At 46.7% G+C, this 24,824-nt stretch carries 26 protein-coding genes; all 26 read right to left on the bottom strand.

Features of this window, described 5'->3' with window-relative positions; all coding sequences use genetic code 11:
* Positions 1-107: 107 nt before the first annotated feature.
* The 26 genes from KSP24_RS05660 to KSP24_RS05535 all read right to left on the bottom strand — a co-directional run bounded on the left by KSP24_RS05660 (position 108) and on the right by KSP24_RS05535 (position 24,712).
* Positions 108-1,826 (bottom strand): phospho-sugar mutase, encoded by a 1,719-nt coding sequence (locus tag KSP24_RS05660; protein ID WP_216974661.1) that lies wholly within the window; start codon positions 1,824-1,826, stop codon positions 108-110.
* Between the two features lie 97 nt (positions 1,827-1,923).
* Complete coding sequence (gene fabZ / locus KSP24_RS05655; RefSeq protein ID WP_013373420.1) at positions 1,924-2,370, bottom strand: 3-hydroxyacyl-ACP dehydratase FabZ; 447 nt, start codon at positions 2,368-2,370, stop codon at positions 1,924-1,926.
* A gap of 898 nt (positions 2,371-3,268) precedes the next feature.
* On the bottom strand, positions 3,269-3,481 hold the full coding sequence (locus KSP24_RS05650) for a DNA-directed RNA polymerase subunit beta (RefSeq protein ID WP_007432733.1): 213 nt from the start codon (positions 3,479-3,481) through the stop codon (positions 3,269-3,271).
* A 10-nt stretch (positions 3,482-3,491) separates the two neighbouring features.
* Complete coding sequence (locus tag KSP24_RS05645; protein ID WP_040102708.1) at positions 3,492-4,319, bottom strand: flagellar hook-basal body protein; 828 nt, start codon at positions 4,317-4,319, stop codon at positions 3,492-3,494.
* A gap of 13 nt (positions 4,320-4,332) precedes the next feature.
* Positions 4,333-5,217, bottom strand: coding sequence for a flagellar hook-basal body protein (locus KSP24_RS05640; RefSeq protein WP_064961675.1), 885 nt, complete (start codon positions 5,215-5,217; stop codon positions 4,333-4,335).
* Positions 5,218-5,340: 123 nt separating this feature from the next.
* On the bottom strand, positions 5,341-6,339 hold the full coding sequence (mreB, locus tag KSP24_RS05635; protein ID WP_016324820.1) for a rod shape-determining protein: 999 nt from the start codon (positions 6,337-6,339) through the stop codon (positions 5,341-5,343).
* A 171-nt stretch (positions 6,340-6,510) separates the two neighbouring features.
* Positions 6,511-6,798 carry a sporulation transcriptional regulator SpoIIID gene (spoIIID, locus tag KSP24_RS05630; protein WP_013373425.1) on the bottom strand — a complete coding sequence of 96 codons (288 nt, stop codon included), beginning with the start codon at positions 6,796-6,798 and terminating at the stop codon, positions 6,511-6,513.
* A 200-nt stretch (positions 6,799-6,998) separates the two neighbouring features.
* Positions 6,999-7,739 (bottom strand): stage II sporulation protein SpoIIQ, encoded by a 741-nt coding sequence (gene spoIIQ / locus KSP24_RS05625; protein WP_013373427.1) that lies wholly within the window; start codon positions 7,737-7,739, stop codon positions 6,999-7,001.
* A 70-nt stretch (positions 7,740-7,809) separates the two neighbouring features.
* The gene (gene spoIID, locus KSP24_RS05620) at positions 7,810-9,249 is read right to left on the bottom strand and encodes a stage II sporulation protein D (protein WP_216974660.1); all 1,440 of its coding nucleotides are present in this window, start codon (positions 9,247-9,249) and stop codon (positions 7,810-7,812) included.
* A 216-nt stretch (positions 9,250-9,465) separates the two neighbouring features.
* Positions 9,466-10,821, bottom strand: coding sequence for a UDP-N-acetylglucosamine 1-carboxyvinyltransferase (gene murA, locus KSP24_RS05615; protein WP_016324823.1), 1,356 nt, complete (start codon positions 10,819-10,821; stop codon positions 9,466-9,468).
* A gap of 323 nt (positions 10,822-11,144) precedes the next feature.
* Positions 11,145-11,396: a DUF1146 family protein gene (locus tag KSP24_RS05610; protein WP_216974659.1), complete on the bottom strand. Its 252-nt coding sequence runs from the start codon at positions 11,394-11,396 to the stop codon at positions 11,145-11,147.
* 347 nt (positions 11,397-11,743) lie between these two features.
* Positions 11,744-12,157, bottom strand: coding sequence for a F0F1 ATP synthase subunit epsilon (locus tag KSP24_RS05605; protein ID WP_013373431.1), 414 nt, complete (start codon positions 12,155-12,157; stop codon positions 11,744-11,746).
* A 70-nt stretch (positions 12,158-12,227) separates the two neighbouring features.
* Complete coding sequence (gene atpD / locus KSP24_RS05600) at positions 12,228-13,628, bottom strand: F0F1 ATP synthase subunit beta (RefSeq protein ID WP_013373432.1); 1,401 nt, start codon at positions 13,626-13,628, stop codon at positions 12,228-12,230.
* A 122-nt stretch (positions 13,629-13,750) separates the two neighbouring features.
* The gene (gene atpG / locus KSP24_RS05595; RefSeq protein ID WP_013373433.1) at positions 13,751-14,617 is read right to left on the bottom strand and encodes an ATP synthase F1 subunit gamma; all 867 of its coding nucleotides are present in this window, start codon (positions 14,615-14,617) and stop codon (positions 13,751-13,753) included.
* Between the two features lie 176 nt (positions 14,618-14,793).
* Positions 14,794-16,308, bottom strand: a complete 1,515-nt coding sequence (gene atpA / locus KSP24_RS05590; protein ID WP_216974658.1) for a F0F1 ATP synthase subunit alpha — start codon at positions 16,306-16,308, stop codon at positions 14,794-14,796.
* 19 nt (positions 16,309-16,327) lie between these two features.
* Entirely contained in the window at positions 16,328-16,873 is a 546-nt protein-coding gene (locus KSP24_RS05585; RefSeq protein WP_013373435.1) for a F0F1 ATP synthase subunit delta, read from the bottom strand.
* Entirely contained in the window at positions 16,870-17,358 is a 489-nt protein-coding gene (gene atpF, locus KSP24_RS05580; protein WP_013373436.1) for a F0F1 ATP synthase subunit B, read from the bottom strand. Before atpF ends, KSP24_RS05585 begins: the two co-directional genes overlap by 4 nt.
* A 112-nt stretch (positions 17,359-17,470) precedes the next feature.
* Positions 17,471-17,695, bottom strand: a complete 225-nt coding sequence (atpE, locus tag KSP24_RS05575) for a F0F1 ATP synthase subunit C (RefSeq protein ID WP_013373437.1) — start codon at positions 17,693-17,695, stop codon at positions 17,471-17,473.
* A 104-nt stretch (positions 17,696-17,799) separates the two neighbouring features.
* Positions 17,800-18,624 (bottom strand): F0F1 ATP synthase subunit A, encoded by an 825-nt coding sequence (gene atpB, locus KSP24_RS05570; RefSeq protein WP_013373438.1) that lies wholly within the window; start codon positions 18,622-18,624, stop codon positions 17,800-17,802.
* Between the two features lie 29 nt (positions 18,625-18,653).
* Positions 18,654-19,034: an ATP synthase subunit I gene (locus tag KSP24_RS05565; protein ID WP_013373439.1), complete on the bottom strand. Its 381-nt coding sequence runs from the start codon at positions 19,032-19,034 to the stop codon at positions 18,654-18,656.
* Entirely contained in the window at positions 19,031-19,288 is a 258-nt protein-coding gene (locus KSP24_RS05560; protein ID WP_013373440.1) for an AtpZ/AtpI family protein, read from the bottom strand. The genes KSP24_RS05565 and KSP24_RS05560 overlap by 4 nt, the downstream gene beginning before the upstream one ends.
* Before the next feature lie 167 nt (positions 19,289-19,455).
* On the bottom strand, positions 19,456-20,622 hold the full coding sequence (wecB, locus tag KSP24_RS05555) for a non-hydrolyzing UDP-N-acetylglucosamine 2-epimerase (protein WP_137079396.1): 1,167 nt from the start codon (positions 20,620-20,622) through the stop codon (positions 19,456-19,458).
* Between the two features lie 111 nt (positions 20,623-20,733).
* The gene (gene upp, locus KSP24_RS05550) at positions 20,734-21,363 is read right to left on the bottom strand and encodes a uracil phosphoribosyltransferase (RefSeq protein ID WP_013312332.1); all 630 of its coding nucleotides are present in this window, start codon (positions 21,361-21,363) and stop codon (positions 20,734-20,736) included.
* Positions 21,364-21,713: 350 nt separating this feature from the next.
* On the bottom strand, positions 21,714-22,979 hold the full coding sequence (locus KSP24_RS05545; RefSeq protein WP_058711479.1) for an ABC transporter substrate-binding protein: 1,266 nt from the start codon (positions 22,977-22,979) through the stop codon (positions 21,714-21,716).
* Between the two features lie 15 nt (positions 22,980-22,994).
* The gene (locus KSP24_RS05540) at positions 22,995-23,831 is read right to left on the bottom strand and encodes a carbohydrate ABC transporter permease (protein WP_064961671.1); all 837 of its coding nucleotides are present in this window, start codon (positions 23,829-23,831) and stop codon (positions 22,995-22,997) included.
* On the bottom strand, positions 23,831-24,712 hold the full coding sequence (locus KSP24_RS05535; RefSeq protein ID WP_025678224.1) for a carbohydrate ABC transporter permease: 882 nt from the start codon (positions 24,710-24,712) through the stop codon (positions 23,831-23,833). The genes KSP24_RS05540 and KSP24_RS05535 overlap by 1 nt, the downstream gene beginning before the upstream one ends.
* Positions 24,713-24,824 lie beyond the last annotated feature (112 nt).

Raw genomic sequence — 24,824 nt, 5'->3', positions numbered from 1 at the left:
TACAGAGAAATGACCTCCACGGCGTACTGCCCTTTGCCGTGAGAGGTCACCGATTACTTATTTCATATCTAGTTACCTTAACCTATTCTATTATAAAGGGAATTTTCTCAAGCGTCTACGCGGGCCATAACAGCATCGACCAGCTGACCGATTCTTTGCTCCGCGTCTGACAGCGAGGAACCACGTACTGCAAAGTATACTTTGATTTTAGGCTCTGTGCCTGAAGGTCGCAGGCAGAACCAAGAACCGTCCTCCAATAAAAACTTGAGTACGTTTTCCTGCGGAAGTCCGCCCAAGCCTTGCGAGTAGTCCAGTACTTTGTCTACCTTCACACCTGCAATCTCTTGAGGTGCGTTGCTGCGCCAATCCGTCATTTTGCTCTGGATTTGCTCCACTCCATCCTTACCCTTGAGTGTACGAGACTCCAGCTTTTCAAGGAAGTAGCCAAACTGCTCGTATAGCTCTTGTAAAACATCATAGAGCGTCTTGCCTTGCGTGCTGTAATAAGCAGCAGCTTCGGCGATCAGCATGGCCGCCAAGACAGCATCCTTGTCACGTGCGTAATTTCCTGCCAGATAGCCGTAGCTCTCTTCATAGCCAAACAGGTAGGTATACTCGCCAGTTTGGTCAAACTGGTTCATTTTCTCGCCAATATACTTGAAGCCGGTTAGCGTGTTAAACACTGTTGCTCCAAAATGTTCGGCAATGACTGCACCCATTTCGCTAGTTACGATGGTTTTGATAACTGCACCATTATTCGGAAGCTTGCCAGCTTCTTTCAGTTGATTCAGCAAGTAGTAAACCATAATTGCGCCGGACTGATTACCGGACAAAACCACATATTCGCCATCACGGTTTTTCACAACTGCCCCCATACGGTCAGCATCAGGGTCTGTTCCGATCAACAGATCTGCACCAATTTTCTCACCCAGCGCAATGGCCAGCTTGAACGCATCACGTTCTTCCGGATTAGGCGACTTAACGGTCGAAAATTCCGCATCTGGCTGCTCTTGCTCAGGCACAATATGCACCTGTTCAAAACCGATTTTCTCCAGTACACGACGAACAGGTATATTTCCAGTGCCATGAAGAGGTGTAAACACAACTTTAAAGTTCTTGCCCGGTCCAGCTGCAATCAGTTCTCGGTTCACACTCACACCGGCTACCGTATCCACAAACGCTTCATCTTCCTCTTCTCCAAGCCAAATCAACAATCCCTGTGCCTCTGCTTCTTCACGTGTCAGACTTTTGATGTCAGCAAAAGAAGGAACCTCACGAATATAGCCAATCACCTTTTCAGCCTGATCTGGAACAAGCTGACCACCTTCATTATTGTATACCTTGTAACCATTATACTCGGGAGGATTGTGACTCGCCGTGACAACAATTCCTCCACTGGCTCCCAAATGACGTACACTAAACGAAAGCTGCGGCGTTGGACGCAAGGAAGGGAACAACTTAGCTACGATACCATTGCCCGCCAGCACCAAAGCTGCATCCAAAGCAAACTCTGGCGAAAAATGACGTGAATCATGTGCAATGACAACCGAAGGTTTGCCTTCTTTGCCAGCATGCTGCTCTAAAATATAGCGAGCGAGCCCTTGAGTCGCACGTCCGATCACATAACGATTCATCCGGTTACTGCCTGCCCCAATCACTCCACGTAGACCGCCTGTACCGAATTCCAGTTCTTTGTAAAAGCGATCCTCTAGTTCCTGGTCGTTGCCTTGCAATGCGCGCAACTCCTGTTTGGTTTCTTCATCAATATAAGGGTCTTGCAGCCAGCTCTCAATACCTTCTAATGCTTTTTTACTCAACTGCGTCATACGGAATTTCCCCTCTCCATTTTTGGGTTGTCAAAACAGGATCTCTATGTACACATGCACTCGGTTCAGACATCGTGCTTATGTCGGCAGGGCTTGTCTATTGGGGTGGGTCTGATAAAGCAAACATAATCTCGCCCTCAGCTACTACTGTGTCGCCCACTTTCGCCGTAGCTTTCCCTTTACCAAAAGCACCTTTGGAACGAGTGATTTCCACTTCAAGTGTCAGCGTATCCCCAGGGACTACCTGTCCACGGAAACGGAAACCGTCCAACCCTGCCAAAAAGCCGATTTTGCCGCGATTGCTCTCTAGGTGCAGTAATGCGACTGCTCCGACTTGAGCCAACGCTTCAGTGATCAATACACCAGGCATAACAGGATAACCCGGAAAATGTCCAATGAAATGGGGCTCAGTCATCGTTACATTTTTAATGCCTACTGCTCTTTTACCTTCCTCCAGTTCAATAATACGGTCCACCAACAAAAATGGCGGTCGATGCGGAATAATCTCCTGAATTTGATTAACATCCAATTGCAATTTGTCCATTTACCTTAATAACTCCTCTCGCTTGCAGATTTGACTCTATTCAGCCAGAGTTACTGCAAGCATAATATTACCCCGCTAACGCTGTATAAAAACAGCTCATCACGGCAACAATGTTAGATATCCTTCACCTACTGCAGAAGTGAAGGTTGAGATAAGGGGCTTTTTCCGCCGGTTACGCAACAGAGGCGAGAAGAAGCCCTTTTGCTCGTGCTTGGTTTTACCCCGTAGTGTTATAAACTCCCCATCATTATACATTCATCAGATGCAAAAAGAAAATTATGCGGAAGTACCATATTTGTTGCTCCTATTATGGGGGTGAAGCGAAGTTTCCTTTGAGCCAAGGGGGAGAGGGCTACGGGGATGGATCGTTCTTCCGATCGCTGTTACCTCGGATTTTTTCATTATTTAAAACCCGGAAAGGTTAAAATCCGAGGATAAAGGCGAACGCTATCGCTTCTACAGAACGATTCCATCCCCTCCGCCGAGTTGCTTTTGGCTCAAAAAGAAGACTCGCTTCAATAATACTCGCTTGTTGCGAAGAGCAAACAAAACAAACGAAGGCCTCTGAACGGCCTCAATTATTTGCAATCCATACTCGCTACACTGGAGGGTTCTGCGGTGAAAACATAATAAAACCCTGCGCCACTGGCACAGGGTTTGTTTTTTTATTTACTACCCACAAAATAGCGGGTTGATTTACCTTTACAAAAGTGGACAATGGCGGGTAGCAGCGGAACGAAGGATTTGAATCTGGAGAAGCGTAAGTGTTCGCCTTTGCAACGGGATTTTTACATCTAAATAACTTAATAATATGAAAATTCCGTTGCAACAGCGATCGTAAGATCAAATCATTCGCGGAGCGACCTTCTCCCACCACAGTCACTTTTTAAAAAATAAATCAAGGCGCAAATATAAGATCAATGACATGCTGCCAGGTTTTCCATTCAAATACGCCTGCCAGCCCTTGCTTACCTACAATTACATATCCTGCAATTAAGCCGCCTAACAGCGAGAACAGGAGCAACAACGGAACTACGAAATAACGAGCAGTACGCCAGCGGGATTTAGTCTTTTCAGGCACCGGACGGGAATCAGATTGTTCTTCCTTCATCACCAAATCCTTAAGCCCTCAAATTATTGGCCAGGTTCATCATCGTATCGCTAGAGGTTAATGCCCGTGCCGCCATTTGATACATCCGCTGGACTTGCATCATATCCGTCATTTCGCCCGCTAAATCCACATTAGACTCCTCAAGATAACCGGAACGCACAGATACGTCCGTTGGAACAGCACCTGCCACCCCTGCTGCCCCGAATACATCGGCTTCTGTCACACCATTTGCTAACACAAACAGGTTATCATCCCGCTGTTGCAATCCTTCTGGACGCTGTACATCCATTAGCTTAATTCGCTGACCAACTGTCGGAGCGCCAGTTCCATTAGCACGAATCAGCAATTCGCCATCGGAGTTAATAGCTACTTTGGAACCCGCTGGCGCAGTCACAGGAATATCGTTATTATCCAGCACAGAATAACCTTCCGCAGTGGTCAACATCATCGTCTCATTATCATTCGGATCAGGAATAAAATGAAAGCTGCCGTCACGCGTCCAAGCTTTTTGCCCATTTCCCTGGATTTCAAACAAGGCATTCCCCTGGATCGCCAGATCCGTAGGAAGTCCCGTCTCCTTGAGCGGACCTTGTTCCATATTTTTCATAATTGCGTTTGTTTTGACTCCGTAGCCCAAATTATAGCCGAGCGGCATCGCCCGTCCATTTTGGAGATACGTTGAAGGCTGTTGCTGCACATTAGCCAATACATCTTCAAAGGAACCTTGTTTACTCTTATAACCAACCGTATTGACATTGGCGATATTATCGGCAATTAAATCCAAACGCTGCTGCACACTGGCCATAGACACCATTGCGCCAATCATGGAGTTGTTCATCACTTACCCCCTGTTATACACGGCCTACTTCGTTAACGGCCTTGTCCAAGCTTTTATCATAAAATTGAATAACCTTCTGATTCGCTTCATACGCTCTTAACGCAGCCATCATGTCCACCATCGACTGAGCAGCATCTACATTAGATACTTCCAGATAGCCCTGGCGAACAGATACAGTATCATTAGCGGTCATCATTCTAGCCGTAGCACCATCCGTATCATTCAGGCGGAAATTACCGTTGCCCTCACGAACGAGCTGGTACGGCCGATCAATCACACTAATTCCAAGCGTCGTTCCGAGCAACTGGTTGGATTGGCTGTCCACCAGTTGACCCCGTTCATTTACTTTAAGCGCTGAGACAGACCCCGTCAATTGAATTGGGTTTCCATTCGTATCCAACACTGCTGAACCAGTCGACGAAAGCAATGCTCCCGTTCCATTTACTTGGAAATGCCCATCACGTGTATAGCGGACATTACCATTATTGTCCCGTACCGTAAAAAACGCTTCTGGACGATAGGTGACTTCACCGTTAGCATTGATGAATTTTCCAGCCTGATCAAAAGCCATAGGTTGACCAGTAGCCGGGTCGTTCACATTAATATTGGACTGTAACGCAAAATCCGTAGTTTGCCCACTATCCTTCAACGCTCCCTGAATGTAAGGAGAGAGGCTTTCCTCAGCAAAAACGCCAGTATTGAGCTTGCCGACCGTACGGTCCGGGTTATCAGGGTTTCCCCCCGTCATGGAAATAAGCATTTCGGGGAATGAGCGTTGAACGCTATTCTCCTGTTTGTATCCCGTGGTATTCATATTAGCAATATTTTGCGTCACAGTGTCATGACGTCGTTGTTGTGTCATCATTCCGGCGGCCGCAGTATATAAACCTCTCAACATGTATCGTGCACCCCAATCCTATACTCTGCTCATCAATTATATGCTCGCATGGAGGCACTAAAGCCAAAATGCTAGGCAACCTGCCTGACCGCACACGAGTCTCTTATAGTCACTATCGGCAGATTAGAACTTTTTCTTAACCACATGATCCAAATTATCCAGCATAATTCCTGTACCTTTAACGACACAATGCATCGGATCTTCAGCAACCAGCACTGGAACACGCAATTCTTCAGCAAGCAGCTCGTCCAAACCGCTAAGCAACGCACCACCGCCAGTCAAAATGACACCACGGTCAATAATATCGGCTGATAGCTCCGGCGGGGTCTGCTCCAGTACAAACTTAGCTGCAGCTACAATCGCTGACACGGGATCTCTCAGCGCATCTTGCACTTCTTCCGCGGAAATACTTAACGTCTTGGGTAATCCGGATACCATATCCCGTCCACGGATGTCCATCTCAGCACGTCGTCCGCTCGGATGCACGGTTCCGATAGCAATCTTGATATCCTCAGCCGTACGTTCCCCGATGAGAAGCTTGTACTTCGTTTTTACATATTTCATGATGGCTGTATCAAATTTGTCCCCTGCCATTTTAATAGAAGAAGCTGTTACAACATCTCCCATAGAGAGGACTGCAACGTCTGTTGTTCCGCCACCGATATCTACGACCATGTTGCCGCTAGGCTCAAAGATATCCATTCCTGCCCCGATGGCAGCTGCCTTTGGCTCTTCCTCCAAAAATACTTCTTTCGCCCCGCTACGCTCCGCCGCTTCACGAATCGCTTTTTGCTCCACTGAGGTAATGTTCGTCGGCGCACAAATCAAAATACGAGGGTGGCTGTACCAGCTTTTTCCCCCTACCCGATTAATAAAATATTTCAACATCGCTTCTGTTACTTCAAAATCGGCGATGACACCATCACGCAATGGACGGATGGCTATGATATTACCAGGAGTACGTCCTACCATACGGCGCGCTTCTTCTCCGACAGCCAGAACTCTTTTTGTATCGCTTTCTATCGCAACAACGGAAGGTTCGTCAAGAACAACCCCCTTACCTTTGACGTGGATAAGCACGTTGGCCGTACCGAGGTCGATACCGATATCATTACTGAACATATTAAAAAGGCCCCCAAAGTGATATTTTAAAAAGCTAAGATTCGACAAGAAGCGGCAAATATATGTATAAACCTACGGTTACATGTCATTTTTCGTCTTGTACCATCTTTTAACATATCATACTTCAGGGGGTTGATTCAATGGCTTTGCCAGCCAATTCACTATATATTTTTAGGACTTGCCGGAAACAAGAATTCCCCTTCTTTTCCCACTCGTTTTTTTGTACTTAATTTTCGTCGCTTCACCCCCCCGCAGATGGCGGATGGATTTATGGTATTCGAGAATGTGCTTCACCTGATCGGCAAGATCCGGGTTAATTTCAGGCAGCCGTTCGGTCAGATCTTTATGCACCGTGCTCTTGGAGACACCAAATTCCTTGGCAATCGTACGGACCGTATTCCTTGTTTCCACGATACAGCGACCGATTTTGATGGTCCGTTCCTTGATGTAATCGTGCACGCTCCCGCCTCCCTACTGTGGATAGTTTGGTACATTATATGAGGAGCGTGCCTATATATTCGCGGTTTGGTGGGAAGACATGCTTCGGAAGGCCTATTTATTTGGCAAAAGCAGCTTATGTTTACCTCATGCGCTAAAACTGCACAAGAAAAAAGCAGGGAATTTGAATTCCCCGCTTTGCATGCAAAGCTATGGTCCATTTATTTTTTAGGAAGCAGACCTGCTGGATTCACCGGCTTGTCATCCTGGTACACTTCAAAATGCAGATGTGTTTTCAAATCCTTTTCAAGCTCGTTGCGCCCTGCTGAAGCAATCACATCATTTTGTTTCACTTGATCGCCTTCTTTTACTTTCAGATCGCTCAAGCTTTGGTACACTGTTTTGAGATTATTATCATGCGTGATTTCTACGACGTTACCTACCAGCGGATGTTGTTCCACACGAGATACTTTTCCACTCAGAGCGGCTCTCACTTCAAACGCCTGATCGTCGGACCGAGAAAGGTCAATCCCCGTGTTAGCGGTAAATGTTTTATCGTACTCTACCATAGCTGCCGCTTGCTCATCAGCTGTGGCGTTTTCGTCAAAGAAAGGCTTTACGACCTGCACTGCGCTAGCATCTGCCACCGGCCATGCGATATTTTCTGACTGAGCAACAACCTCCACACTTTCTGGTTGTTGTTCGTTAACATCAGTACTCACTGCGCTTGTGCTTTGTACCGATGGACTAGCTGGGTCAGGTTTGAAAGACTTCTGGCTAGCATCCTGATAGACCCACACTAAGGTTAGTATAATGGCTGCTGCGGCAATGTAGGCTGCCGGGTATGCCCACCTTTTGGACAACAGCTTTTTCCACGAAGACGGCCGTGAAGCTCTTCCACCCTGAAAGGTTTTGGGTGTATCTTCATGATTTTGGTTCTGGTTTTTATTTTGTTCACTCATTTGCTCATCACCTCAGTAACCAGTGTTACCGGGCGCAACTCTTTTATACTTCAAAGTTACGAAAAATTTACTAACTTAGAATACGAGAGGCATTCGCAAAAGAAATACCAGTATAATAGTGAAGAAGAATCTGAGTGGCGGTATGACCTTCCTTAGCCATTCCATTGGCTCCCCACTGGCTCATACCGACGCCATGGCCATACCCATAGGTTGTTATAGCAATCCGGTCCCCTTCGGTCTTCCACGTAAATTCAGCTGATCGTAGCCCTAGTTTGTTACGAATCTCCGGCCCCGTAAAGACCAAGCCTCCCACCTCAATCTTCTTGATGCGATGCCCTTCTGTCTTGGAGAGTATACGAATCTCTGGCATACTCCCACCTCCAGTAGAAGCAGTGACCGCAGCACGACTCAATCCCAATCTATCGAACACGCTCTGACGGCTCAGTGTGACGGTTTCTGTAAAACGGGGGGCCAGCTGCTTGTCCCATGGACTAGACACACTTCGTAAATAGGGCACGGCCTTCGCCCATACATCCTCTGAATTTTCGGTATAGCCGTTGCTGGTAGAAAAAAAAGAAGCTGTAATGGGTTTACCCTCATATACCATGATTGTATCCTTGGTCTCGCGCACAGCCTGGCGAATTTTTGCCAGATCTGCGGATTTACCAGAACGCTCCCATTCTCTAGTAAGTTTAGCTTTGGAGATGTAAGCCTGGTGTTTAACGGTATCTGTCACATCTGCGCCCGCCGGGGCGCCGCTGGTGTCATCAGCCAACAAACGCCGGGTAATGAACGTACGCGCGGCGATAGCCTGTGCTTTCAATGCCTCTTCCTCAAAGCTGGGCGGCATTTCAGCTGCTACTACGCCGACAATGTATTGCTCCAAAGGTAATGTCTCCGTCCGGCCAGTAGACGTGACGTACACCCGCACGTCCGGCTCTGCCACGACCGGAACGCTACGCGCTGGAGCAGCGGGTACGGCCGGTATCGGCGGGACACCCGGCAGGCGCGTGACGGGTGCCTCGCTCTTTGCCGTCGTATTAGACTGCGCGGGTGCGGCTGTGCGGCTCCCAGTCGGCAAAGGCTGCGCCGCCTGGCGAGGCCATGCCATGAGTGCGGGCACAGCCATGGCAAGCACCAGCACCCCTGCCATGGCGGCAAATGGCAGCCATGGGCGGCGGCTGCCCCAACGCGGAGCTCGCCCGGCTGCAGGTCGCAGATGCGGCTGCGGTCCCCGCCGCCTGCTTGCGTCGTATGTGTTACCGGGCGATGTTCCAGCCTCAGGAAGTATCGTACCGACAGTGTGAGTAGTGGAAGTCAACGCTGTGGTACACCGATTGGTCTTGGCGATAGTCGGAAATGCATCTGTTGATTCTGCATGCTGCTGCATAAGTTTATTTTTCTGCAACGAAGTTGCTATAGAGCCAGAGCTTTCCTCCGCAAGTGAGGCCTGGCGATGTTCCTGAGGATGATGAATTGGTATACGGATGCGAACCTGTGAATCTTTCATAGGCTGAAACCTCCATCAAAGGGCTAAGTGTCCGGCTGAAAGTACAGATATACTCCAGCAGATATTTTCAATCATATGAGGTCGTCCACTTTGATAGAACCGTTTTAAGAGAACTGAAAGAATGAAAAAGACAAGCAGCAAAAACACAAAAAAACCAAGCCCTTTCGGACTTGGTTCTAATTGTTCAAGTTTATACCTATGCCAATAAGTTAAAGGTTAGGCGAGGGAAGGCTGAATCTTCTTGAACAGATTCCCCGGCGTTTCTTCTGCTACAACACGCTCTGTGCTAGCCGAATGATCCAGTTTGGATTCATCGACAGTCACTCTGTAAATATCCGCTCCCAATCCAGTCAGTTTCTCCGCCAAATGAACGTAACCACGATCGATGTGATGAACGCCAGATACCTCCGTTGTACCTTCTGCAATAAGTCCAGTCAGAATTAACGCAGCACCTGCACGCAAATCTGTCGAGGTTACTTTCGCACCCGTCAGCTTAGCATTGCCAGTTACAATCGCCGAACGACCTTCGACCTTAATTTCTGCATTCATGAGATGAAATTCATCCACATGCATGAAACGATTTTCAAACACAGTTTCCGTAATGATGCTCGTTCCTTCAGCGGCAAGTTGAAGTGCCATCATCTGAGACTGCATATCGGTTGGAAACCCAGGATAAGGCAGCGTTTTAACATCAACGGCCTTTAGCGGCTTATCCGCAATGACACGAATACCATTTTCATCGGGTTGAATCGTTACACCCATTTCTTCCATCTTGGATATAACCGGTCCCAAATGATCGGATATTGCGCCTTCTACATATACGTTCCCGCCTGTGATCGCAGCAGCAACCATATAAGTACCTGCTTCTACCCGGTCGGGAATGACCGTATGTTTTACTCCATGCAGCTTCTCGACGCCTTCTATACGAATTACGCCTGTGCCTGCACCGCGTACTTTGGCTCCCATGCCATTCAGGAAGTTGGCGAGATCAACGATCTCAGGTTCCTTAGCAGCATTCTCAATGGTAGTTACGCCCTCAGCAAGAGTAGCGGCCATCATAATATTCTCGGTTGCTCCTACGCTGGCTACATCCAAATAAACTTTAGCTCCACGCAGACGACCGTTACTTTTAGCTTCAATAAAGCCCTGGCCCAAGCTTATCTCGGCGCCCAACGCTTCGAACCCCTTCAAATGCTGATCAATAGGTCTTGTTCCAATTGCGCATCCGCCTGGAAGCGAGATTCTTGTACGTCCCAAACGTGTAAGCAATGGCCCCATAACCAAAAATGATGCGCGCATTTTCCTAACCCACTCGTAAGGGGCTTCACAGGAAATTATCTTCCGCGCGTCAACACGAATGACCTCGTCTTGGTATGTAACGCCTGCTCCTAAGGACTCCAGCACTTTGTTAATGGTCATCACATCGTCTAGAGGAGGTGCATCCATAATAACACTTTCTCCTTCTTCTCCTAACAGAGAAGCGGCGATGATCGGCAGAACTGAGTTTTTGGCTCCGCTGACTTTGACACTCCCGGTCAATCTGTTGCCACCGCGGACGATAAATTTGCTCATCTATGGTTCCCTCCGCGCGTCATTTCCCTTTTCCATTCTGGAAAAAAGAACATATTCCGCTATTTTCATGCCTTGCTTTTTCATTACATAAAAAAACAAGATTTTATTAATACCCTAACTGCCATCATACCACTGATTAAAACAAGTATACAAGCGTTTTTTACACTTGACGACCACCTGCGTTCTAACGGATTCAGGCTGTTATACAAGTACGGTGCTTTTGTTTACCATTGTTAACAATATGGCATGATGTTATTCGACAATTCCTGCACATCCACAGTCATAAAGTCATATAACCCGCTTACTTCATGTTAAAACAAATTCTACAGCATCTGGCTCCAAGAGATGTAGCTCAATAAGAAACCAGAAACCAACTGTCCCAAAATAATAGCAAGAAACAAGTGCAGCAATCTGCCCTGCGGTCCTTTGGGTTGCCGGATTAACAAATCCAGCTTTAAGCTCTGCAAAGCCCACCAAGCTAACGCTATACAGACGAGCGATACGATCATGGAGACCAGCGCGGTCATACTCGCCGATTGACTTAACTGTTCAGCCAACTGCTGCTTCCCGTTCATCCGTAATTCCTCCCATCTGCGTCACAGACTTCTTTATAATACTCGGCAAGCGCCTAATATGCTAGTGCTATTTATGTTTCCAGTACATTTATTTCGACAAAATGTGAATAATCACTTCTGTTTCGCGAATTTAAAAGGTACTAAATACCTAGCTATCAACCTAGAAATAGGACTATACTTTTGGAAAAGACAGCTAAAAAAAGGGCTCGATCACAGTGATCGAAGGAAGCAAAGGCGTCACTTTACCTTCTGCAGGCATTCTTGGGCAGAAGTTATGAAGTGGTCTCTTTGTCATTCCATCCGTATACTATGCCGAACCCTTTTTAAATTCCACTCAAAATCCAATATTAATTCTTATTGGTTCTGATACTTGTGGCATTCAATCGGTTAAGCGCCCGTTGCAGAGCGACTTCTGCCCGATGATGGTCTATCTGTTCCTGCTTGCTCTGGAGCCGCAGTTCTGCCCGCTCCCTTGCCGCACGAGCACGTTCCACATCAATATCTTCGGAACGTTCCGCACTCTCAGCCAAAATGACCACTTTGTCTTTGCGGACCTCAATAAAGCCCCCATTGACCGCGATCACTTCAGTTTGACCACCGATTTTAATGCGAACCGGTGCAATCTTCAAGGGAGTGACCAAGGGAAGGTGTCCTGGTAAAATCCCAAGATCGCCTTCCGAGCCGCGAACACTGATGCTGTTTACCTGTTCTGCATAGACCAGGCGCTCCGGCGTCACAATCTCTAGTAAATAGGTGCTCACTTGAATCCCTCCTGGAAGCTGTCCACAGACAGCTCACTTCGTAAGGCTCGGCTATTCTCTGCCTGTATGTTTACAACGTTTTAGCTTTTTCAACTGCTTCTTCAATGGCTCCTACAAAAAGGAAGGCCGCTTCTGGAAGGTTGTCATGCTTGCCTTCCAAAATTTCTTTGAAGCTACGCACCGTTTCTTTAACCGGTACATATTTACCCGGGAAGCCGTTAAATGCCTCAGCAACGTGGAAAGGTTGTGAAAGGAAACGCTGGATTTTACGGGCACGTGCTACCAGCATTTTATCTTCTTCACTCAACTCGTCCATACCCAGGATCGCAATAATATCCTGAAGCTCATTGTAGCGGGCCAAAATTTGTTTTACCCCTTGCGCTACATTGTAATGCTCTTCACCCACAACGTCTGGAGACAAAATACGGGAGCTCGATGCGAGTGGATCAACCGCCGGGTAAATACCCATTTCGGAAATTTTACGTTCCAGATTCGTTGTAGCATCCAAGTGAGCGAACGTTGTAGCAGGAGCCGGGTCAGTATAGTCATCCGCAGGCACGTAGATCGCCTGAATGGAAGTAACGGAACCTTTTTTAGTAGAAGTGATCCGTTCTTGCAATTGCCCCATCTCCGTTGCCAGCGTAGGCTGGTAACCTACTGCAGAAGGCATACGTCCCAACAGGGCAGAAACCTCAGAGCCTGCTTGGGTAAAGCGGAAAATGTTATCAATAAAGAGCAACACATCACGGCCTTCTTGGTCACGGAAATATTCCGCCATCGTTAGACCTGTGAGGGCAACACGCAAACGTGCACCTGGGGGCTCGTTCATTTGTCCGAACACCATCGCTGTTTTGTTGATAACGCCGGAATCTCTCATTTCATGGTACAAGTCATTTCCTTCACGTGTGCGTTCACCAACACCCGCAAATACAGAAATACCACCATGCTCCTGAGCGATATTGTTAATCAGTTCTTGAATGGTTACGGTTTTACCTACACCAGCACCACCAAACAATCCGACTTTACCGCCCTTGGCATAAGGAGCCAGCAAGTCGATAACTTTAATACCAGTTTCGAGCATCTCTGCTTGAGTTGTCAGTTCTTCGAAAGAAGGCGCTTGACGGTGAATCGGATTTCTAGCCGCTTCACTCATATCAGCACCATTGTCAATTGGCGTTCCAAGCACGTTAAATACACGTCCAAGAGTAGCTTCGCCGACAGGTACAGAGATAGGCGCTCCCAGATCAATTGCTTCAGCTCCACGAACCAAACCATCTGTGGAAGACATGGCAATACAACGCACACGGTTGTCACCTAGATGTTTTGAAGCTTCGAGCGTCAGATCAATTTTGACTCCGCTCTCCAGCACAGTCCCAATATGAATAGCATTCAGAATTTCCGGAAGCTGTCCACGTTCAAACTCAACGTCGACAACCGGACCCATGATGCTCACTACGCGTCCTTTGTTCATCTTTTGGTTTCCCTCCTACAAGCTTGCACAGCCGCAAATCTGAACCATTCTGATTTGTTTTGCGCCCGCAGTTTATCATAATAGTGTAGACCCTGTTATCAAATAGTCGCAAGCCAGTCGTATTAAGACTGAGCGTTAGCCCCTGCGACAATTTCCGTAATTTCCTGGGTAATAGCCGCTTGACGAGCACGGTTATAGGTCAAGGAAAGCTCTCCAATCAACTTGGTAGCATTCTTCGTAGCAGCTCCCATCGCCGTCATTTTCGCTCCCAGTTCACTTGCTTTACCATCCAGTAAAGCGCCGTAAATGAGCGTTTCCGCATAACGGGGCAGCAACACTTCCAGCACTCCCTCTGGTGAAGGTTCATACTCATAATTAATTGAGGATGAAGCTGTAGCTGAATCCGGTGTTGCCATCGGCAACAACCGATCAACTGTTGGAATTTGAGTCAATGCGTTAACAAAGCGGTTATAGCATAGATAAAGCTCATCAAATTCTTTAAGTTCAAAGCCTTGTACGGCTTTGCTAGCAATCGTTTTGATATCTGAAAATGCAGGTGTATCTGATAGATCTGTTACCGATTCTGCAATAGGGAATTCACGACGTCTGAAATAATCCCGTCCTTTTCGCCCAATGATGAAAATCACGAATTCATCCTGTGAACGGTGACGTTCAGCAATCGTCTGCGTAACCTGTCGCAGAATATTAGCATTATAACCACCAGCCAGACCACGATCAGATGTAATGATGAGATAAGCCGTCTTTTTAACCGGACGACTCTCCAGCATTGGATGCTTGATGTTATTCGCTCCAGAGGCAATACTACTCACAACTTCTTTGAGCTTTTCCGAGTAAGGTCGAGCCGACTCTGCTTTCTCTTGAGCTCTTCTCAGTTTGGAGGCAGCGACCATTTCCATCGCTTTCGTAATCTGCTTCGAACTCTGCACACTTTTAATCTGACGTTTAATGTCGCGCATACCTTTTGCCATGATTTCACCACCTTCAAGCTTTGGCCAAACCAAAGCTAACTTCATAAGATTAAAATCCAGCCGCACATATGTTAAAGGGCCTGTTATTGAGGGTAAAACATGCCAAGGAAGCCACAACCCAGAGGGTACGCTTCCTTAGGACATCTTTCATCATAAACAGGCAAATTCCAATGTAATTAAACCGACGTGGCGAATGATTTTTTGAATTTCTCGATAGCTACCTTCAAAGCTGCTTCATTATCAGCAACCAAGTCTTTCGTGTCGCGGATTGATTGAAGCACATCCTGATGATCGGACTCCATGAAAGACAGGAAGTCTTTTTCGAAACGTTTTACATCCGCTACAGGGATATCATCGAGGAAGCCTTTTACAGCAGTATACAAGCTCACTACTTGTTGCTCTACAGCAAGCGGTTGGTGAACACCTTGTTTCAAAATTTCCATCATGCGTGCACCGCGATCGAGACGGGCTTTAGTGGATTTATCCAAGTCGGACCCGAATTGGGAGAACGCTTGAAGCTCGCGATATTGAGCAAGATCCAGACGCAGGGAACCTGCAACCTTTTTCATCGCTTTAATCTGAGCGGAGCCACCTACACGAGATACGGAAATACCTACGTTGATCGCCGGACGTTGCCCTGCATAGAACAAGTCAGCTTCCAGGAAGATCTGTCCATCCGTGATGGAGATAACGTTAGTTGGAATATATGCAGAAACGTCGGAAGCCTGTGTCTCGATGAATGGCAATGCGGTAAGTGATCCGCCACCGAGCTCATCATTCAGCTTCGCTGCACGTTCCAGCAAGCGAGAGTGCAGGTAGAAAACGTCACCCGGATATGCTTCACGACCCGGTGGACGGCGCAGCAACAGGGAAAGTTCCCGGTAAGCAGACGCTTGTTTAGTCAAGTCATCATAAACAACGAGGACGTGCTCGCCTTTGTACATAAAGTACTCACCCATGGCACAGCCAGAGTAAGGAGCAATGTACAGCAATGGTGATGGTTCGGAAGCAGATGCCGTAACGACAATCGTGTATTCCAGCGCACCATGACGACGCAATGTTTCAACAACTTGAGCAACCGTGGATTGTTTTTGACCAATAGCAACATAAATACATTTCATGCCGTTGCCTTTTTGGTTCAAAATAGCATCGATTGCGATAGAAGTTTTACCTGTTTGACGGTCACCGATAATCAACTCACGTTGACCACGACCAATCGGTACCATCGCATCAATAGCTTTAATTCCTGTCTGCATAGGCTCATGTACCGATTTACGGGCCATAACGCCTGGAGCCTGACTTTCAACCGGACGGAATTCTGTTGTAGCAATCGGTCCTTTACCGTCTACTGGTTGCCCCAGCGGGTTAACTACACGCCCGATCATCGCTTCGCCTACAGGGACTTGCATGATCTGGCCTGTACGTTTTACTTGACCACCTTCACGAATGTCGGAGAATTGACCCAAAATAACAACACCGACATTGCTTTCTTCCACGTTGAGCGCCAAGCCCAATACGCCAGTGTCGAATTCGACCAATTCACCGGCCATAACTTTTTCCAGTCCGTAGACGCGGGCAATACCGTCGCCGACTTCAACAACAGTGCCGACTTCAACGACCTCGATATCATTTTTATATTGTTCAATCTGACTTTTAATCAATGAACTGATTTCCTCAGGTTTGATACTCAAGTGTGTTCACCCCTATCTTCTATACTCGTCTGTTAAAGGATTTCTCGAGACGATCCAGCTTGCCGGCCAGACTGCCGTCGTACAGTGTATCGCCGATAACCACTTTCAATCCGCCCAGCAGACTCGGGTCCACTATATTTTCCACACGGATTGTTTTATGTTCACGGGTTCCGAATTCCTCGGCTACCGCTGTTTTTTCCTGCTCACTTAAAGCATAAGTCGAATACACCTTAGCATGGGCAATTCCCAGCTTGTATTCCTGAATATCGAGATATCCGGCCAAGAGAGATTCGAACAAATCTGCTCTACTGCGCTGAATCAGCAGCTTAATCGTGTTAATCAGCGACGCAGACAACTTGCCTTCAAAATTGCTAGCCAGAACCTGAAGCTTGACTGCTTCCGTAATGTTAGGAGAATTAATGAATTTACGGATTTCAGCATCCCCCGATACAGCTTCTACAAAAGCACGTAGCTCCTGTTCGGTTTCCATAATGGTTTGCTCCTGCTCTGCTACTTCATACAAAGCTTTCGCATACCGTTTGGCAACTACCGTATCTCGGCTCATGCTTTGCCTCCTACCTCTTTAAGGTATTGGTCGACAAGCTCTCCCTGGACTTGGTCTTCCTTGATTTCCTTTTGAATCAGTTTGGAAGCAATTTGTACCGAAGCTTTACCCACTTCGCTGCGTAGTTCGGCAACTGCCTTATTACGCTCGCTTGTGATTTCACGAACAGCTTCGTCTTTCAGGCGGACAGCTTCGTCTTTAGCCTGAATAATAATTTGTTCCGCTTGCTTGTTACCTGTTTGTTTTGACTGTTCTATAATATCGTAGGCTTCCTTACGCGCCTGTTGGAGAGCCTGCTTTTGCTCCTCAACATAAGCAACAGCCTGTTCACGCGTTTGTGCCGCCTCATTCATTTGCTGTAACACGAGTTGACGCCGCTTTTCCATAACGGAAAAGAGAGGGCCAAATGCATAGCGCGTCAGTAACCAGTACAAGATCAAAAATGCAATGATAGTGAAAACGATACTTGTCCAATTTAAACTCAATTGAAGTCACTCCTTTCCGGTGAACGTCGGTTCTGGATCTTTCATGTTCCAACGAACAAAGAAGGCGCGGATGGCTGTGCCTTCCCCGCCAAACCTTGCTTAGTTCAATTCATTAAGCCTTAGCGTAAAAAATAAATGCCAGAACGACACCGATAATAGGTAGGGCTTCGACCAGACCTACACCGATAAACATAATAGTTTGTAAGGTGGACTTCGCCTCTGGCTGACGAGCGATACCTTCAACTGTTTTACTTACGATCAGACCGTTACCAATACCTGCGCCAAGCGCACCCAAACCTACTGCGATAGCTGCTGCTATTAATGCCCAAGCTCCCATTTTAAAAATCCTCCTTAGAGATGTGTATTTGTATTGTACATGTATTTGCAGTTAAGCGCGAAGCGTACTCCTGAACTTAACTAAAAACCTGAAACATAATTCACCTAATGTTCTTCTTCATGTGTGTCAATTGCCTGTGATATATATACGAACGTCAAAATGGTGAAGACGAACGCCTGAATGCTACCGACAAAAATACTGAATCCCTGCCAAACTACGAGCCCCAATACGGAAGCAACCATACCTCCCACACCAAGTGCTGTCATTTTCAGCAGAACACTAATCAAAACTTCGCCGGCAAAAATATTACCGAATAGACGCATACCGTGTGTCAATAGTTTTGAAAACTGTTCAATCAAGTTAATTGGCAAAAAGAACGGAAATGGCTGAACGTAATGCTTGAAGTAAGCTTTGGTATTACGGAAGATTCCCAGGAAATGAACCAGGACAAAGATCATCAATGCCAGTCCAATGGACACCCCTGCATCTGCGGTAGGTGATTTCCACCAGCTGATACCTACATGGGCAGCTTCGCCCGGGTGAGACGCCTGTGCTTGTTCTAGTGCTTCTTTGACTGGAATGATTTCATGTCCAAATACTTGGGCACTTTGCACATTATCGAATTCAGTCACAATTCCGAACGGTAAACCCAGCATATTGCCCACGAAAATGAACATGATCAGCGTCATCCCCAAGGAGAGGAAGGGCTTCCCTTTTTTCAAATCCATTGTGCTGGAAATCAGTCCTTGAACGAATTCTACGACCCATTCCATAAAATTTTGCAGTTTGCTCGGATTGTCCACAGACAAATTGCGTGTTGCAGCAAATGCTAGTCCAAATACAATCGCGCAAGTCACAAAAAGCATAATAATGACGGACAAGTCAATGTTAAACCCGCCCAATTCGATAATCGGTGATTCATGCAACATGTTTTCTCACCCCTTTCTCAGTTGAGCCATTATTTTTCCTGTAGCGTGAATATGATGCCTATAATTAAAAGAAGAAATTGTCCAGTTACCAGGCTTGCCATTACAGCGATCTCATGGAAATAGGCTGGGAACTCCATAGCCAGCACCACTGCCAAAATAGAGGTCGCCAATCGAACGCCAAAGCCAATCCCCACCTTTTTCTTCTTTCCTTCACCGGCAGCCGCACTCGCAACCTGTCGAATCTTGTAGGCCATATATAGCACATTTAGACAGCTTACTCCCGTTCCCAGAATGATTCCGTGAGCAATGTCACGATGTTGGGGCATGAAGGCGGAGACCAGGAAACACAGAGCCATAATCATAAGCGCTACGATCCATAACATCTTTTGCATTCGGGTCATCTCATTCATTTGTCCCTCAGTACCTTTCCGATCACAAGGGCAATACTCAATGCGCCTACAACCAAGCCTGCGAGAACGCTTACGCCAGTCCAGATTCCAGATCCACCAAGTTTGGCATCAAGCCATTTCCCGGCATAGAAACCACCCAGTGTGCATATCGTCAAATCAATGCCGATCGCGCTCACCAGTCCTATAGCCTTAAAGGCATTTCCGGTGTTGTTTCGGTTGTTGTTTTGCTTGGAAGGTTTGACCACTTTTCTCATGTCACCCCTGCAATTCCAGTCCATTTTACTTAAATATAAGATGCTTTGTCAATTGAGATATTTTAGCGCCCTAAAGTATAAAAATCAGTCGACAAAGCATCTAAAAATGCTGTATCCCTTGGTAACCGTACAGTTTAACTGTATGCTTACCTTGTAAAGATTAATGATTACGAACGAACGCCTTTTGTGAACATTGTGTGAAATTCTTCAGGACGTTCTGTTTGAACACCATAATGGTGCAAAATCGCATTGACAATTCTTATAGATGCTTGTCCATCACCGTAAGGATTCGCTGCCTGACTCATAGACTCATACAACGCGGAATCTGTCAAAAGAGCCTTGGTCCGACTGTACACGTTCTCTTCACTTGTACCCACCAGTTCCAAGGTACCCGCTTCAATCCCTTCCGGTCTTTCGGTCGTATCACGCAGCACCAGCACAGGTACTCCGAACGAAGGCGCTTCTTCCTGAAGACCACCGGAATCCGTAAGAATCAGATGCGTGTGCGGATAAAAATTGTGCAGATCCACTACATCCAGCGGATCAATCAACTTAATACGCGGATGGTTGCCCAAAATTTCAAATGCAGGTTCCTTCACGGCCGGGCTCGGATGAACCGGGTAAACAATAGCAATATCCTCAAACTCGTCTGCGATCCGCTTAACCGCGTTAAAAATCTGACGGTGCGGTTCCCCTTGGGACTCCCGACGATGTGCTGTCATGAGAATTAGGCGTTTGCCCTGAGCCCAGTCCAGTACAGGGTGCTCGTAGTCCTGGCGAACTGTATACTGAAACACATCCGTAACTGTATTGCCTGTTACATATATTCGCGATTCAGGCTTATTTTCCTTCCGCAAATTTCCAGCCGACAAAGAAGTAGGCGAGAAATGCAGATCGGACAGCACACCTGTGAGCTGACGATTCATTTCCTCAGGATATGGAGAAAGCTTGTTCCATGTCCGCAAACCTGCTTCCACATGCCCTACTTCAATTTGCTGCATAAAGGCTGCATAGCTAGCCAGGAAAGTCGTCAGCGTATCGCCGTGAACCAACACAATATCAGGCTTCGCCTCACGCAATACGGGCTCCAGACCTTGAAGTACACGTATGGAAATTTCATTGAGTGTCTGGCGATCCTTCATTACATCCAGATCATAGTCAGGGTGAATATTAAAAACTTCCAGAACCTGATCAAGCATCTGGCGATGTTGAGCTGTAACGCATACCACGGACTCGATATGCTCCGGATGGCGCTGAAGCTCCAAAATGAGAGGAGCCATCTTAATCGCTTCCGGACGCACACCGAAAATTGTCATCACTTTGATTTTAGACATTTTCTGTTGAACCCCTTTTCATAATAAACATCTGCTTCCCAGATCATTCCGTTCTTCAGATAGATGATCTGTCTTAGCGTCCATAGATTGTGCCAAACCGCTAAAAGTAGTCTACTTGGTTCCGTACAAGCGGTCTCCTGCATCTCCAAGACCCGGAATGATGTAGCCATGATCATCCAAACGCTCGTCCAGTGCAGCGACATAAATGTCTACATCAGGATGCGCATCCTGCACAGCTTTCACTCCTTCAGGAGCGGCAATCAGATTCATCATTTTAATTTGAGTACAGCCTCTCTTTTTCAACACATCAATCGCTGCAATCGCCGACCCGCCCGTTGCAAGCATTGGATCAATTACGATCAATTCACGTTCAGTTACATCCGTAGGCAGCTTTGTATAATATTCTACGGGTTGCAATGTCTCAGGATCGCGGAACAACCCCACATGTCCTACCTTTGCTGCCGGCAAAAGCTTTACGACACCATCCAGCATACCCAAGCCTGCACGCAAAATCGGGATAAGGCCCAGCATACGACCGGAAATCACTTTACCTTCGGTTTCAGCAACTGGAGTTTGCACCGTAATGCTCTCCAGCGGGATATCCCTTGTAATTTCATAAGCCATCAAAGTTGCTACTTCATCAACCAATTCACGGAAATCTTTCGTGTTGGTCCGCACATCGCGAATAAATGTAAGTTTGTGTTGGATCAAAGGGTGATCGCAAACCACCAGTTTTGCCATAATATATTCCCTCCGGTATTATCGTCACGTTCTTCCGCACCAGCATATCGAACATCCTGATTCGAAAGGATCTATGTAACCTATTTGTACAAACCAAATAAGCACAGATGCAATGCGTGCCTGTAAATCCTGTTTATTATAACATTCCCTTGGTTGATTTAACACCTGCCACCGCAACCTTTTGTCAAGGGAAAGATATGACAAGTAAAATGCTTGGCAAGGCCCATTTACGTGTGACTTTTGTCATATAAAATCATATCAAAAAGGCTTTGACGGCCCTTGACCGTCAAAGCCTACCAGCTCTAAACTTCCTGCCTGAGATATAGCCTCTGCCACCCCATGCAATTTCTTTATCTATACTTCAGATTGTCCCACGCTCCCTGAAATTGCTGAAGCATTTCGTCCTTCGTAATAACCCCTGCAATATAGGCTTGTATACTACTGCTTAAATCCTGATTCAGTCCCTTCGGGAAGCGCTGGAAGTTCCAGCTCCATATCTTGCCTTCTTTCACGTGCCGAGATATTTCCGCACCCAAATCACCTGTGGTCTCGTCACTGGACGTGATACTTTTGAAGGCAGGAACGAACTTAAACTCCTTGGTGATATAATGTTTTCCTGTTTCTGATGTAACCAGCCAATTGAGAAATTCCTTTGCCTCCTGCTTCACAGGAGAATTTTTATTGACCACCCAGTTTGAGGCCACTCCCACAGCCAGTTTATCTCCAGTAGAGGAATCATTGTCTATGGGGCTTGGAAGAATACCCAAATTCAAGTTAGGATTAATTCCATCTATTTGCGGCTGCGTCCAGTTCCCCTGGTGCATCATAGCGGCCTTGCCTGTCGAAAACAGTGTCACTTGTGTGTTGTAGTCCGTTGTGAGCGGATTGGGGTTTCCATATTTTAAAGTCAGGTCAAGCAACTTCACCCACTGATCGAACACGGGATTACCAGGGATGCGAGCAGTTCCTTTGTTTAAATCCGCAACGTAACTCTCCGGGTTCGACTGTCTGGCAAAGGGGATATTGATAAAGTGATTTCCCAGAACCCACCACTCTGCATAGCCGTTAGCAAAAGGGATAATCCCTGCTGCTTTCAGTCGCTTGGCTGCTTCCTCCAATTCATCTAACGTCTGAGGTAGTTTGGTTATACCCGCTTTTTTGAACAAATCCTTGTTGTAGACAAAACCGAATCCCTCCAGGTTCATAGGCTGTCCATAAATCTTACCGTTAACCGTCATGGGCTTACGGGCGAAATCGTCCAAGTCCTTCACCCATGGCTGATCCGATAAATCCTCCAGGTACTCAAACCACGTATCGCGATCTTGATAACCCTCATTTGTGAAAATGTCCGGCTGATCGCCTGATGCGAACTTAGCCTTCAACGAAGCACCGTAATCTGTACCCCCACCGACAGATTGGATATCCAGCTTGATGCCAGGGTGCGTTTTTTCATATTCAGCCTTCAGCTTGTTCAACGGTTCCGAAATCTCCACTTTGAATTGATAAATGTGTATGGTTTTGATCCCACTCTGTTGAGCCTTCGTATTACCACAACCTGCAAGCATACATGTAAGCAGCAACATCAGGGAGATGACAAGCAGCACTGTCTTTTTCATCCGATATCCCTCCCATCAGCCTTTAACCGCTCCGGCCGCAATGCCGGAAACGATGTATTTTTGCATCACCAGAAAAAACACAACGATTGGCGTGATTCCAAGTACCAGTGCGGGCAACGCCAAGTCCCATTGCTTGGTATATTGACCAAACAGCATATAGGTGGCAATCGGAATCGTACGCAGCTCAGGATCATTCAAAATGAGCGAAGGCAGCAAGTAATCATTCCAGATCCATAACGTATTCAAAATAAGTACGGTCACGAACATAGGGAGCAACAGTGGACAAACGATGCGAAAGAACACCCCGTAACGAGAAGAACCGTCCACTCTCGCCGCCTGCTCAACCTCAATAGGTACCGTTTTAATAAAGCCATGAAACAGAAATACTGATAAAGGCGCTCCAAAACCCAGATAGCACAAAATTAGTCCTGGTATGCTGTTGTTCAGACTCAATACGTTGGACACTTCCATAAGCGGCAACATAATCGATTGAAAAGGCACGACCATCGCAGCCACAAGCAGTCCGAACAGGAACCGATTAAAAAGAGTGTCATGCCGAACCATTTGGTAGGCGGCCATCGAGCTGATCAGCAGCAAAAGCGTATTGCTGACGATGGTGACGATCAGTGAATTCCCCAGTGCTGTGGGAAAGTTTATTTTATTCCAGGCGTTAGCATAGTTTTCAAAACGGAAGGTTGTCGGCCACGAAGCGGAATGGGCCAAAATGTCTCCAAAAGATTTAACGGAGTTCACGAGCAAAAAATAGAACGGAACTAGAAAGATCAACCCAACCACAATAAGCAATATTTCAGCTACCCATGTGCTTAAACGATAGTTCGATGTTTTTCCCATTACATTTCGACCTCCTTTTTCTTCGTGAGACGCACCTGAATGCTGGTAATGATCGCAACGACCACGAAGAAAATCATAGCCTTGGCAGTTCCCAATCCAAGTCGATTATTTGTAAACGCTTCATTATATATGTCCAACGCTACAGACTCAGTCGCCTTGAATGGCCCACCCTTTGTTAAAGCCAAATTCAACTCAAATACTTTAAAGGACCAGGATATCGCTAGGAACAAGCAGACGGTCACTGCTGGCATAATAAGCGGCACCACGATATGACGCAAAATCTGTCTTCGGCTCGCACCGTCAATTTGGGCCGATTCAATAAGGGCGTGCGGAACATTATTTAGAGAGGATATGTAAATAACCATGAGATAACCTGCGTATTGCCAAACAAACACAATGACAGTTCCCCAAAAAGCAGTAGGCCCATCACCCAACCACGGTAGTTTGAAAAAAGATAGCCCTGTCGCCTCTCCCACCGCCGAAAAACCGCGTACAAATATAAATTGCCAGATGAAGCCGAGCAGTAAGCCGCCGATCATATTAGGCATAAAAAATACAGTTCGCAGTGCATTGCGGGTACGCAATGGCTTTGTAAGCGCATAGGCCAGGAAAAAGCCCACCAGGTTAGTTAAAATGACACCACATACGGTAAAACGGACCGTAAACCAAAAAGCATTACGGAAATCTGGATCATCTCTAAAAATATGAATGTAATTCCCTAGCCCGAGCCATCTGACATGTTCAGATACGCCATCCCAGTTCGTCATGGAATAATACAGCCCCAGCAGGAACGGAATGACCATAATTAAGACGAAAAACAACGCCATCGGTCCCACAAATACGAGCTGCTGCAATAATTGCGCGGATTTTCTTTGGCTCATTGCAATCACTCCTTTGTCGTAGATCATGAAGGAAAACGCGCATAATCCTTACTGCAATCGCTTATTACCCAAAAATGTAAGTTTCGAGTCGTCTGGACACAAAAAAGGCTGT

Source organism: Paenibacillus sp. AK121, from assembly GCF_019042715.1.
Lineage (GTDB): Bacteria > Bacillota > Bacilli > Paenibacillales > Paenibacillaceae > Paenibacillus > Paenibacillus polymyxa_C.
Note: the sequence above shows the minus strand (reverse complement) of the source record. Positions and strands in the feature narration are given on the sequence as shown.

What these genes read in the sequence shown, in the direction of transcription:
- spoIID (WP_216974660.1), bottom strand. Translation starts at nt 9,249, where the DNA reads ATGAAAGATTCACAGGTTCGCATCCGTATACCAATTCATCATCCTCAG.
- KSP24_RS05650 (WP_007432733.1), bottom strand. Translation starts at nt 3,481, where the DNA reads ATGAAGGAAGAACAATCTGATTCCCGTCCGGTGCCTGAAAAGACTAAA.
- atpD (WP_013373432.1), bottom strand. Translation starts at nt 13,628, where the DNA reads ATGAACAAAGGACGCGTAGTGAGCATCATGGGTCCGGTTGTCGACGTT.
- KSP24_RS05535 (WP_025678224.1), bottom strand. Translation starts at nt 24,712, where the DNA reads ATGAGCCAAAGAAAATCCGCGCAATTATTGCAGCAGCTCGTATTTGTG.
- fabZ (WP_013373420.1), bottom strand. Translation starts at nt 2,370, where the DNA reads ATGGACAAATTGCAATTGGATGTTAATCAAATTCAGGAGATTATTCCG.
- wecB (WP_137079396.1), bottom strand. Translation starts at nt 20,622, where the DNA reads ATGTCTAAAATCAAAGTGATGACAATTTTCGGTGTGCGTCCGGAAGCG.
- upp (WP_013312332.1), bottom strand. Translation starts at nt 21,363, where the DNA reads ATGGCAAAACTGGTGGTTTGCGATCACCCTTTGATCCAACACAAACTT.
- atpG (WP_013373433.1), bottom strand. Translation starts at nt 14,617, where the DNA reads ATGGCAAAAGGTATGCGCGACATTAAACGTCAGATTAAAAGTGTGCAG.
- KSP24_RS05545 (WP_058711479.1), bottom strand. Translation starts at nt 22,979, where the DNA reads ATGAAAAAGACAGTGCTGCTTGTCATCTCCCTGATGTTGCTGCTTACA.
- KSP24_RS05660 (WP_216974661.1), bottom strand. Translation starts at nt 1,826, where the DNA reads ATGACGCAGTTGAGTAAAAAAGCATTAGAAGGTATTGAGAGCTGGCTG.
- KSP24_RS05610 (WP_216974659.1), bottom strand. Translation starts at nt 11,396, where the DNA reads ATGAACGGGAAGCAGCAGTTGGCTGAACAGTTAAGTCAATCGGCGAGT.
- KSP24_RS05565 (WP_013373439.1), bottom strand. Translation starts at nt 19,034, where the DNA reads ATGAATGAGATGACCCGAATGCAAAAGATGTTATGGATCGTAGCGCTT.
- mreB (WP_016324820.1), bottom strand. Translation starts at nt 6,339, where the DNA reads ATGTTCAGTAATGATATCGGTATCGACCTCGGTACGGCCAACGTGCTT.
- KSP24_RS05645 (WP_040102708.1), bottom strand. Translation starts at nt 4,319, where the DNA reads ATGAACAACTCCATGATTGGCGCAATGGTGTCTATGGCCAGTGTGCAG.
- KSP24_RS05540 (WP_064961671.1), bottom strand. Translation starts at nt 23,831, where the DNA reads ATGGGAAAAACATCGAACTATCGTTTAAGCACATGGGTAGCTGAAATA.
- spoIIQ (WP_013373427.1), bottom strand. Translation starts at nt 7,739, where the DNA reads ATGAGTGAACAAAATAAAAACCAGAACCAAAATCATGAAGATACACCC.
- atpE (WP_013373437.1), bottom strand. Translation starts at nt 17,695, where the DNA reads ATGGGAGCTTGGGCATTAATAGCAGCAGCTATCGCAGTAGGTTTGGGT.
- KSP24_RS05585 (WP_013373435.1), bottom strand. Translation starts at nt 16,873, where the DNA reads ATGAGCCGAGATACGGTAGTTGCCAAACGGTATGCGAAAGCTTTGTAT.
- KSP24_RS05640 (WP_064961675.1), bottom strand. Translation starts at nt 5,217, where the DNA reads ATGTTGAGAGGTTTATATACTGCGGCCGCCGGAATGATGACACAACAA.
- murA (WP_016324823.1), bottom strand. Translation starts at nt 10,821, where the DNA reads ATGAGCAAATTTATCGTCCGCGGTGGCAACAGATTGACCGGGAGTGTC.
- atpB (WP_013373438.1), bottom strand. Translation starts at nt 18,624, where the DNA reads ATGTTGCATGAATCACCGATTATCGAATTGGGCGGGTTTAACATTGAC.
- KSP24_RS05560 (WP_013373440.1), bottom strand. Translation starts at nt 19,288, where the DNA reads ATGAGAAAAGTGGTCAAACCTTCCAAGCAAAACAACAACCGAAACAAC.